This window comes from Caloramator mitchellensis (genome assembly GCF_001440545.1).
Classification (GTDB): Bacteria; Bacillota; Clostridia; order Clostridiales; family Caloramatoraceae; genus Caloramator; species Caloramator mitchellensis.
In genome coordinates this window covers 240,274-250,227 of the sequence record NZ_LKHP01000003.1, presented here as the reverse complement: position 1 = coordinate 250,227, position 9,954 = coordinate 240,274, and the positions used below count along the sequence as shown (strand labels likewise).

Genomic DNA, 9,954 nt, shown 5'->3' with positions numbered 1-9,954 from the left:
TTTTCCTCTAAGCATTTGAATAACCGCCTGCAAATCATCCTTATTTTTACCTGAAACTCTGACTATATCATCCATAATTTGAGCTTGAACTTTAATTTTAGAATTCTTAATATCAGCTACGATGTCCTTTGCCTTCTCCTTTGATATTCCATCCTTTATTTTAACAGTTTGTCTTACTGTTCCACCAGTTGCAGTTTCAACCTTTCCTTCATCTAAAAACTTAGGTGAAACACCTCTTTTAACCATCTTACCCTTTAGTATTTCCATAATACTGCTAAGTTTAAACTCATCCTGTGCATGTATCTTAATTTCTTCTTTATTGAACTCTATTTCTGCAATTGCTCCCTTGAAATCATATCTTTGTGATATCTCTTTTATAGCCTGATTAACTGCGTTATCTATTTCCTGTAAATCTGGTTTTGATACAACGTCAAATGAATTTGTTCCTGCCATAGTAACCTCCCAAAATAGTATAATATATTTCTACACTTTAGAATAGCACAAAGCAAATGCTTAATCAATCATGTATCTAATTGTTTTCATTAACTCCTGCTAAATCCTTTATAACCTCTCCAGCAATTATTAAACCTACAACCGAAGGCACAAAGGATATACTTCCTGGAATTTGCCTTCTGTCGGTGCATTTTCTTGTAGCTCCTGGAGGACAAACACATCCAACCTTGCATGAAACTACTTCATCAAGCTTTGGTTTCATAGGTTGTTCCTTTGAATAGACAACCTTTAAACTTTTAATGCCCCTCTTCCTAAGCTCTGTCCTCATAACCTTTGCAAGCGGACATACACTTGTTTTATAAATATCTGCAACCTCAAACTTAGTCGGGTCTAATTTGTTCCCTGCACCCATGCTGCTTATTATTGGTATGCCCATTTCATTGCACTTTACTACTAAATCAAGTTTTGAAGAAACAGTATCTATTGCATCAACTACATAATCAATTTTACTGCTCAATATCTCATCTATATTATTCTTGCTGACAAACTCCTTAAGCGCAACGACTTCGGCTCTTGGATTTATCTCTTTAACCCTTTGTGCCATAACTTCAACCTTTGATTTTCCGACAGTTTTAGTTGTTGCATGAAGCTGCCTGTTTATATTAGTTATACAAATGTCATCATCGTCTACCAATATAAATTTACCTACACCGCTGCGCGCAAGAGCTTCAACTGTAAATGATCCTACTCCGCCTATCCCAAATACTGCAACAGTGCTTCCTTTTAATTTATCTACTCCTTCTTTACCAAGCAATAGCTCAGTTCTTGAAAACGGTCCTAACATAATTTCCTCCCTCACATACAAAAACCCACCGTCCCGCTGGATGGTGTGATTGAACCTGCTCTCAGCAGGTGGGTATCCTCCCTCATGCTTCTTGTTTCCTGCTTATTGCAGGCCTACATTCCACACAAGGAGACCGGACTCCCATGTAAAAGGTGTTGGCTCAATTACATATCCATCCTGGCGCACACGGCAGGCTATATATTTAATTTTAATATATCACCATTTGTCGAAAATATCAATAGCTTTTATTAAGGTAATTTGTAACATCATTCCCTTTCAATAATTTCTATACCAAGTTCATCTAATTGCTTTTCATCAACAGTCGATGGTGCATTCGTCATCGGGCATGCAGCATTCTGATTCTTTGGGAATGCTATAACATCCTTAATATTATCTGTTCCCGTTAGGAACATTACAAGTCTATCAAATCCAAAAGCTAATCCACCATGAGGAGGTGGTCCAAATTTAAATGCCTCCATAAGGAATCCAAATCTCTCATAAGCTCTTTCCATAGTAAATCCAAGAACCTTGAACATTCTTTCCTGTAGCTTTGTATCGTGTATTCTAATGCTTCCTCCGCCTATTTCCTCTCCATTTAGAACCATATCATATGCCTTTGCTCTAACCTTATCTGGTTGTGTTTCTAAAAGGTCAACATCTTCATCCATAGGGCTTGTAAATGGATGGTGCATTGCAACATATCTTCCTTCTTCCTCATCGTATTCTAATAGAGGGAATTCAGTAACCCATAGGAATTTATAATCCTTATTGTCTGGTCCTATTAAATTTAGTTTTCTACCAAGTTCCAATCTTAATGCACCTAATGATGCAAAAACTGTTTTAGGTTTATCTGCAACTATTAATAGAAGGTCGCCAACTTCTGCACTCATGGCATCCTTAATAGCATTTAATTCATCTTCTGAAAGGAATTTAGCAATTGGAGATTTTATCTCCCCTTCTTTTAGAGCTATCCATGCAAGTCCCTTTGCACCATAGGTTTTTACGAGTTCTTCTAATTTGTCAATCTCTTTTCTTGAGAATTCGGCACATCCCTTTGCATTAATTCCCCTTACTGTTCCGCCATTTGCTATAGTATCCTTAAACACCTTAAAATTGCTGTCCTTTACTGCTCCGCTTACGTCCATAAGTTCAAGTCCAAATCTTATATCAGGTTTGTCTGAGCCATACTTTTCCATTGCCTCTTTAAATGTAATTCTCTTAAATGGTCTTTCAACATCAACATTCAATACTTCCTTAAAAAGTCTTTGTATCAATCTTTCATTTAATTCAATAACATCATCCATATCAACAAAGGACATTTCAATATCTATTTGAGTAAATTCAGGCTGTCTGTTTGCTCTCAAATCCTCATCCCTAAAGCATCTTACGATTTGGAAGTATCTATCAAATCCTGAAACCATCAAAAGCTGCTTAAAAATCTGTGGCGACTGTGGCAATGCATAAAATTTTCCCGGGAAATTTCTGCTCGGAACAAGGTAATCTCTTGCACCTTCTGGTGTGCTCTTGGTAAGCATCGGAGTTTCAATTTCCAAAAACCCATTTTCATCCATGAAATCTCTTACCACTTTTGCAGCCTTATGTCTTATCATTATATTTCTTTGTATATCAGGTCTTCTTAAATCAAGATATCTATACTTTAATCTAATCGCCTCTGCAGCATCCAGGTTTTCTTTAATATATATAGGTGGTGTTTCTGATTCTGAAAGAATCTTTAATTCTTTTCCCTTAACTTCTATATATCCGGTAGGGATATTAGGATTTGGTGATTCTCTTAATACAACCTCACCTACTACAGCTATTACATATTCGCTTCTAATAGCCTCAGCCTTTTTAAATGCCTCACTGTTTATCTCCTCACCAAACACAACCTGAACAATTCCTGTTCTATCTCTCAAATCTGCGAAAATAAGACCTCCAAGGTCACGTCTTTTTTGAACCCAACCCATAAGAACAACTTCTTTTCCTACAAACTCCTGATTGAGTTCTCCGCACATATTAGTTCTTTTTAAGCCTCTTAATGCTTCTGCCATAATACCCCTCCTAAATTCTTTCCCTTAAAATATTTTCAATGTCGGATAAAATTATTTCTTCTTCTTTTCCCGTTTCCATTTCCTTTAGTTTAGCCTTGTTGTTATCGATCTCATCGTCTCCAAGGACAATTACAAACCTTGCACCTATTTTGTTGGCATACTTCATCTGTGCCTTTAGAGATTTATCCATCAAATCTTTTTCAGCTGATATCCCACTATTTCTCAACTTAAATACAATTCTTGTAGCTTCATCCTTTGCTCTATCTCCTATCGTTGCGATATAGAGCGTCGTTCCTTGAGGTTTTGGAATATCAATTCCCTTTGATTCAAGGGTCATAATGAGCCTTTCGAGACCAAGACCAAAACCCACTGCAGGCATATCAGGTCCGCCTATTTCTGCGATAAGATTATTATATCTTCCACCACCGCATATAGTTAAGTTTTCCTTTACACTGCTTGTTATTATTTCAAAAACTGTCTGGGTATAATAATCAAGTCCCCTAACTATATAAGGGTCTACTTCGTATGGTATATTTAGTATTTCTAATTCGTGTTTTAATTTTTCAAAATGATTCTTGCAGTTGTCGCATACATAATCAGTAATCATTGGAGCATCCTTAACTATCCTTTGGCAGCTCTTTTCCTTACAATCAAGTATCCTTAATGGATTTCTTTCATATCTGTCTTTGCATACCTCACAAAGTTCCTCATAATTATCCTTAAGATAATTTTTCAGAGCTTCATTGTATGTCTTTCTGCATTCAGGACATCCTATGTTGTTAATATTAACCTTTAAATTTTCAAGACCAAGCCTTCCTAAAAAAGTCATAGCGAGCGAAATAACCTCTGCATCAGCAGAAGGTGAAGGAGAACCGAACATTTCAATTCCAAATTGGTGGTGTTCCCTTAGCCTTCCTGCCTGAACATTTTCATATCTAAAAACTGGTGTTATGTAATAAAGCTTTGTAGGCTGAGTATCAAATTGAAGGCCATGTTCTATAAACGCTCTAACAGCAGGTGCTGTTCCCTCTGGTTTTAATGTAATACTTCTTCCTGCCTTATCGTTAAAAGTATACATTTCCTTTTGAACAATATCAGTAGTTTCTCCAACTCCCCTTAATATAAGCTCCGTATGTTCAAAGGTTGGCGTTCTAACTTCTGAATATCCAAATTCAGAACATATTCTTCTTACAGCATCTTCAACATAATGCCATTTATACGACTCCTTTGGCAAAACATCCTTGGTTCCCTTTGGCGCTTGTGTTAACATAGCAATCCTCCTTTTCAATTTATAAAATCTTAATCTTAAGTGCCTGGCACCAAAAATAAAAAACGCCCCTTATGCAAGGGACGGATAATTTCCGCGGTGCCACCCTAATTGGCTATACCCACTCAAGTCTTTAACGCAGATAACGTTTTACCCTACTTAATTCAGGCAAAGGCTCCAAGGTGTCCTTCACTTCCCTTAACCGTAGAGATGTTCCCAATCGCGCCATCTCCTCCCTGGACGGTGTTTGAAAGCTACTCCTCCTCTTCACAGCCTATTTCGATATTATTTTGCTTAATATTATATAGGTATTAGATAGATATGTCAACAATTTCAAATTTGTTTAAATTAAATTTGACAGTAATGAGTTAGCTTTTCAAGCTCGATTATTTTATCTTTAACCTGCTCATCTATCCTCTTAATATATTCCCGGACATCCTTTAAATTTGCAACTCTTTCGATTCTATTTTCATTCTGGTAAACGACCTTTGTGATGGCATCTGCCCCGAGTGCTATAATCGTTTTATTCTCCGCTATCATTTGTATGTTATAAATGCATTCTTTTCCGTCAAAGCTATATCCTATATTTTCAAGAGGGCTTACCATACTCTTCTGCCTATACATATAATAGGGCTTCATTCCCATTTTTCTAACCCTTTTAGCTGCGATATCATACATCCGACTTGCTAAATCTCTATCTCCCCTGAACATCTTTTCATTTAAAACAGATGCCCTTTTTATAGCCATCGTATGAATAGTTACGCTGTCGGGCATTAATGCTTCAATTTCATCCATAGTTCGTGTGATTGAATTTTCATCTTCTCCAGGAAGTCCTATTATTATATCCATATTAATATTATCAAATCCCAATTCCCTTGCAAGTATAAATTTTTCTTTTATATCATCAATTGAATGTCTTCTTCCTATCAATTTTAGTGTTTCTTCATTCATAGTTTGAGGGTTGATGCTAATTCTTGAACATGAGTAATTTTTTAACACCTTCAATTTTTCTGCATCAATAGAATCAGGTCTTCCAGCTTCAACCGTAAACTCCCTTAGTTTATTTAAATCAATATATTTAGAAACTTCTCCAATTAGTTTATCAAGCTGAGTATGATTTAGAGAGGTTGGTGTCCCTCCCCCCACATAAAAAGTATCAAACGAATATCCATTCTCATTCAAATATTTAAGCACATTATTAACTTCATAGAGTAGAGCTTCTAAATATTCTTCTACAACCTTTTCATTTCCCCTGTAAGGGTTTGATGTAAAAGAACAATACGCACATCTTGTTGGACAAAATGGAATCCCTATATATAGCCCTATGCTTTTTAATTCTTTATCTAAAAATTTTGATTCATTCTTTGCAACTTCTAAAGTTAAATTTGCTTTTTCTAAAGACAACATGTAATCATCCTGAAGATGTTCTATTATTTCCTCTTCTGAACTTTCATTCTTAATCGCCTCGTGGACTATTTTAGTTGGCCTTATTCCAACTAATATTCCCCAAGGCATCTTTAGTCCTGTATAATCCTCTAAAATCTTCAATAGGCTCTTTTTAATGGCGTTTTTAATATTTTTTTTATTAATTTCTGTTAAACTAACCTTTTCAATTTTTCCATCAAGATTTGCCTCAGCGTATCCATTTTCTAAATCAAGAACGCTTTCCAACTGGGCATCTTCTTGGCAAAACTCAATTTGATTTTTCTCAAAAAATAAAGATACAATTTGAAAAACCTCGTATCTATAGTCGTGCCCTGTTAATTTAATTTTCACGCTATCTCTCCTTAAAAATCTTGCCTTTCTCTGTCCCTTATAATCTTCAATTCCTTTTCGCTTATATTTAATTCCCTTGCTATTTCGCTATCCCTGAGTCCACTGTTTAATAGGTCCAAATATGTGTCGTAATCAATGTCTCTAAGAGGGTGTTCATAATCAAATGACCTTCTTGCATAATTTTTTTTAGGTTTCATAACAATTCCCCCTTTTGATTTTACACATATTATTCCCAATAAAATAATATTAATTCAAAAAGGGATTATATTTTCTTTCATTTCCAACAGTTGTAGCTTCACCATGCCCTGGGAATACCTTTACATCATCATTTAAAATTAGTATTTTATTCTTAATGGAATTAATCAACTCCTCAAATGAACCCTTTGGAAAATCTGTTCTTCCTATAGAGCCGCTAAATAGTGTATCCCCCGTAAATAGCATATTGTTTATTTTAAATGTTAGTCCTCCTGGAGTATGTCCTGGAGTTTCAATTACTTCAATTGTGATATTCCCAATGTTTATCGTATCTTTGTCTTCTACAAAAGCATCTACTTCAAAGGGTTTTATGTTCCTAAATATAGGAACGATCTCAGCATTACCACCATGGACTAAATATTCATCCTTACTGCTCATAAAAACTTTAGCTCCCGTTTCTGATTTTATCTTTGAAACGCCAGCTATATGGTCCCCATGTCCGTGTGTCAATAATATATATTTAATATCCAACCCAAGTTCCCTGCACCTATTGATCACCTTATCAGGGGTTCCACCTGGGTCAATTATCGCACATTCCTTTTTATCTTCATCAGCAATCAAATAGCAGTTAGCATGAAAATATCCTAACACAAATACTTCAACAAGCATCAAATCACCTACTAAAAATTCTTTTTGCTGTCTATAAGAAGTGTAACAGGTCCATCGTTTACAAGTTCAACATCCATGTATGCAGCAAACTTTCCTGTTTGAACATCTCCTATATATTTCTTACACTCTTCAACAAATTCAAGATACATTTTTTCAGCATATTCCGGCCTTGCTGCCATCATAAAATTAGGTCTTCTGCCCTTTCTGCAGTCACCGTAAAGTGTGAACTGAGAAACAACAAGCAATGCTCCTTTAACATCCACAAGGGATAAATTCATTTTTTCATCTTCATCTTCGAATATCCTTAAATTGCATATTTTTTCTGCAAGATACTTAATATCCTCTTGATTATCAGCGTCTTCAACACCTAATAGAATTAAAAGCCCCTTATCAATCTTTCCAGTCAGTTCTCCATCGGCAACAACTGAAGCCCTCTTCACTCTTTGCACAACTGCTCTCATTTTACCACCCCTAGCTTAAATTTCTATAAACGTCTGTAACTCCCGTTATCCTTCTTAATTCTCTCATAATCTTTTCTATCTGGTCAACGTTGTTGACCTCAAGCGTTAAATTGATTAAAGCAACATTGTTTTTGGTTGTTCTTGCATTAATCGCCTTAACCGGCAGTTTTGAGTTTGTCAATATGGTAGATACATCCGCAATTAGACCATATCTATCCGTAGCCTCAATTGATATTTCAGCAAGGAAATTTGTAGTATGCTCACCTGTCCAGCTTGCTTCAACAACCCTTTCCGGTTCATTTTCAGCAAGATGTTGAAAATTAGTGCAATCCTTTCTATGAATAGAAATTCCTCTACCCTTGGTTATAAAACCAATTATCTCATCGCCTGGAATAGGATTGCAGCATTTTGAAAATCTAACAAAAAGGTCCTTTTCACCTTCAACTACAATTCCAGGCTTTTTATTTTCATACTTCTTAGGCTTTCTCTCAACTTTTTCTTCTATTACTACTTCCTTTTGCGGCTCATTCTTTCTTATCTCTTCCTTTATTCTGCTAATAACCTGATTAGACGTTAAAGCACCATTTCCAATGGATGAATATAAATCATCCAAATTTGAAAAATTAAATTTCTTTAATACGACTTCGATATATTCAGACTTCATCACTTCGCTGAAATTAAGCCCCTGTCTTTTAATTTCCCTCTCTATGCTCTCCTTGCCCTTTTCGATGTTTTCCTCTTTAAATGTTCTTTTAAAGAATTGTCTAATCTTGTTCTTTGCCTGGGAACTCTTAGCTATATTTAACCAGTCCCTGCTCGGTCCCTTTGAATTTGCATTTGTTATTATCTCGACTATATCCCCAGTTTTTAATTTATAATCAAGTGGAACCATCTTTCCGTTAACTTTGGCTCCAATGCATTTATTTCCTACATCCGTATGAATCCTATAAGCAAAATCAATTGGAGTTGAATCAACAGGCAAGTCGATAACATTGCCCTTGGGAGTAAACACGAATACCTCATCTGAAAACAGGTCAATCTTGACCGTCTCCATAAACTCCTTAGCATCCTTGGTCTCCTTCTGATATTCAAGTATCTGCCTTAACCACTTAAGTTTATCATCCATATCGAGTTCTTTGTCATCGATTCCCTCTTTGTATTTCCAGTGGGCAGCTATACCATATTCAGCTGTTCTATGCATGTCCCATGTTCTTATTTGTATTTCAAAGGGCTGTCCATTTGGACCGATAACAGTAGAGTGAAGCGATTGATACATATTAGGCTTTGGCATGGCTATATAATCCTTAAACCTTCCTGGAATAGGTTTCCATAAGGTATGGACAATTCCAAGGGCAGCATAGCAATCCCTTATACTATCAACAATAACCCTCACGGCTAAAAGGTCAAAAATCTGGTCAAATGTCTTGTTTTTATAATACATCTTTCTGTAGATGCTGTAAAAATGTTTTGGTCTTCCATCTATATCCGCTTTAATTCCCGACTGCTCTAGTTTTTCATTTAATATGCGCTTTATCTCATTTATCTCATTTTCTCTTTCATTTCTCTTTTTCTGAACCTTTGATACTAATTCATAATATTCCTCTGGGTGCAAATACCTAAGACACAAATCTTCAAGCTCCCACTTCACCTTGGATATACCAAGCCTATGGGCAAGAGGGGCGTATATATCAAGAGTCTCCTGTGCCTTTGATTTTTGCTTTTCAGGAGGTAAATATTTTAGCGTTCTCATATTGTGAAGTCTATCGGCAAGCTTTATCAGTATTACTCTTATATCCTTTGACATTGCAATAAGAACTTTTCTAATATTTTCTGCCTGCTGCTCTTCCTTTGTCTTGTATTCAATCATTCCAAGTTTAGTTACTCCATCAACAAGGTCTGCGATGCTTTCGTTGAAATCGTTTTTTACATCGTCATAACTTAGTTGCGTATCTTCAACCACATCGTGCAAGAGGGCAGCACAAATAGTATCAGTATCCAGCCCCATATCGATAAGAATCAACGCAACCTCAACAGGATGCAATATATATGGGTCCCCTGATTCCCTAAATTGTCCTTCGTGTGCCTTTTCGGCAATTGAATATGCTTTTTTAATAAGCTCTATATTAACCTCAAGATTGTTCTCATTTATCCTATCCAAAATCCTTTGAAGCATACTAGCCCTCTTCCCTCGTAAAATTTATGGCTGGTATAAACCAGCCATGTTTTTAATATATTATA

At 35.9% G+C, this 9,954-nt stretch carries 9 protein-coding genes, 1 other RNA gene and 1 other annotated feature; all 10 genes read right to left on the bottom strand.

Annotation, left to right across the window (positions count from 1 at the left end):
- A partial coding sequence (locus ABG79_RS04280; RefSeq protein WP_057977468.1) for a YajQ family cyclic di-GMP-binding protein occupies nucleotides 1-453 on the bottom strand: 453 nt, incomplete at its 3' end.
- Between the two features lie 76 nt (nucleotides 454-529).
- Entirely contained in the window at nucleotides 530-1,297 is a 768-nt protein-coding gene (locus ABG79_RS04275) for a tRNA threonylcarbamoyladenosine dehydratase (RefSeq protein WP_057977466.1), read from the bottom strand.
- A gap of 18 nt (nucleotides 1,298-1,315) precedes the next feature.
- A non-coding RNA gene (ssrS, locus tag ABG79_RS12230) (6S RNA) lies at nucleotides 1,316-1,496 on the bottom strand.
- 67 nt (nucleotides 1,497-1,563) lie between these two features.
- Nucleotides 1,564-3,348, bottom strand: a complete 1,785-nt coding sequence (gene aspS / locus ABG79_RS04270; protein WP_057977464.1) for an aspartate--tRNA ligase — start codon at nucleotides 3,346-3,348, stop codon at nucleotides 1,564-1,566.
- A 10-nt stretch (nucleotides 3,349-3,358) separates the two neighbouring features.
- A complete protein-coding gene (gene hisS / locus ABG79_RS04265) occupies nucleotides 3,359-4,618 on the bottom strand; it encodes a histidine--tRNA ligase (protein ID WP_057977462.1) in 1,260 nt (419 codons plus the stop codon).
- Between the two features lie 73 nt (nucleotides 4,619-4,691).
- Nucleotides 4,692-4,895 (bottom strand) — a binding site (T-box leader).
- Between the two features lie 68 nt (nucleotides 4,896-4,963).
- Complete coding sequence (gene hemZ / locus ABG79_RS04260) at nucleotides 4,964-6,391, bottom strand: coproporphyrinogen dehydrogenase HemZ (RefSeq protein WP_057977460.1); 1,428 nt, start codon at nucleotides 6,389-6,391, stop codon at nucleotides 4,964-4,966.
- Nucleotides 6,392-6,402: 11 nt separating this feature from the next.
- Complete coding sequence (locus tag ABG79_RS04255; protein WP_057977458.1) at nucleotides 6,403-6,588, bottom strand: hypothetical protein; 186 nt, start codon at nucleotides 6,586-6,588, stop codon at nucleotides 6,403-6,405.
- A 49-nt stretch (nucleotides 6,589-6,637) separates the two neighbouring features.
- On the bottom strand, nucleotides 6,638-7,255 hold the full coding sequence (locus tag ABG79_RS04250) for an MBL fold metallo-hydrolase (protein ID WP_057977456.1): 618 nt from the start codon (nucleotides 7,253-7,255) through the stop codon (nucleotides 6,638-6,640).
- Between the two features lie 11 nt (nucleotides 7,256-7,266).
- Nucleotides 7,267-7,716 carry a D-aminoacyl-tRNA deacylase gene (dtd, locus tag ABG79_RS04245; RefSeq protein WP_057977454.1) on the bottom strand — a complete coding sequence of 150 codons (450 nt, stop codon included), beginning with the start codon at nucleotides 7,714-7,716 and terminating at the stop codon, nucleotides 7,267-7,269.
- A gap of 10 nt (nucleotides 7,717-7,726) precedes the next feature.
- Nucleotides 7,727-9,889, bottom strand: coding sequence for a RelA/SpoT family protein (locus ABG79_RS04240; protein WP_057977452.1), 2,163 nt, complete (start codon nucleotides 9,887-9,889; stop codon nucleotides 7,727-7,729).
- Nucleotides 9,890-9,954: the final 65 nt, after the last annotated feature.

Bases quoted from the DNA above. Each gene is read 5' to 3' on its own strand.
- aspS (WP_057977464.1), bottom strand. From the start codon at position 3,348: ATGGCAGAAGCATTAAGAGGCTTAAAAAGAACTAATATGTGCGGAGAA.
- ABG79_RS04255 (WP_057977458.1), bottom strand. From the start codon at position 6,588: ATGAAACCTAAAAAAAATTATGCAAGAAGGTCATTTGATTATGAACAC.
- hisS (WP_057977462.1), bottom strand. From the start codon at position 4,618: ATGTTAACACAAGCGCCAAAGGGAACCAAGGATGTTTTGCCAAAGGAG.
- dtd (WP_057977454.1), bottom strand. From the start codon at position 7,716: ATGAGAGCAGTTGTGCAAAGAGTGAAGAGGGCTTCAGTTGTTGCCGAT.
- ABG79_RS04250 (WP_057977456.1), bottom strand. From the start codon at position 7,255: ATGCTTGTTGAAGTATTTGTGTTAGGATATTTTCATGCTAACTGCTAT.
- ABG79_RS04275 (WP_057977466.1), bottom strand. From the start codon at position 1,297: ATGTTAGGACCGTTTTCAAGAACTGAGCTATTGCTTGGTAAAGAAGGA.
- ABG79_RS04240 (WP_057977452.1), bottom strand. From the start codon at position 9,889: ATGCTTCAAAGGATTTTGGATAGGATAAATGAGAACAATCTTGAGGTT.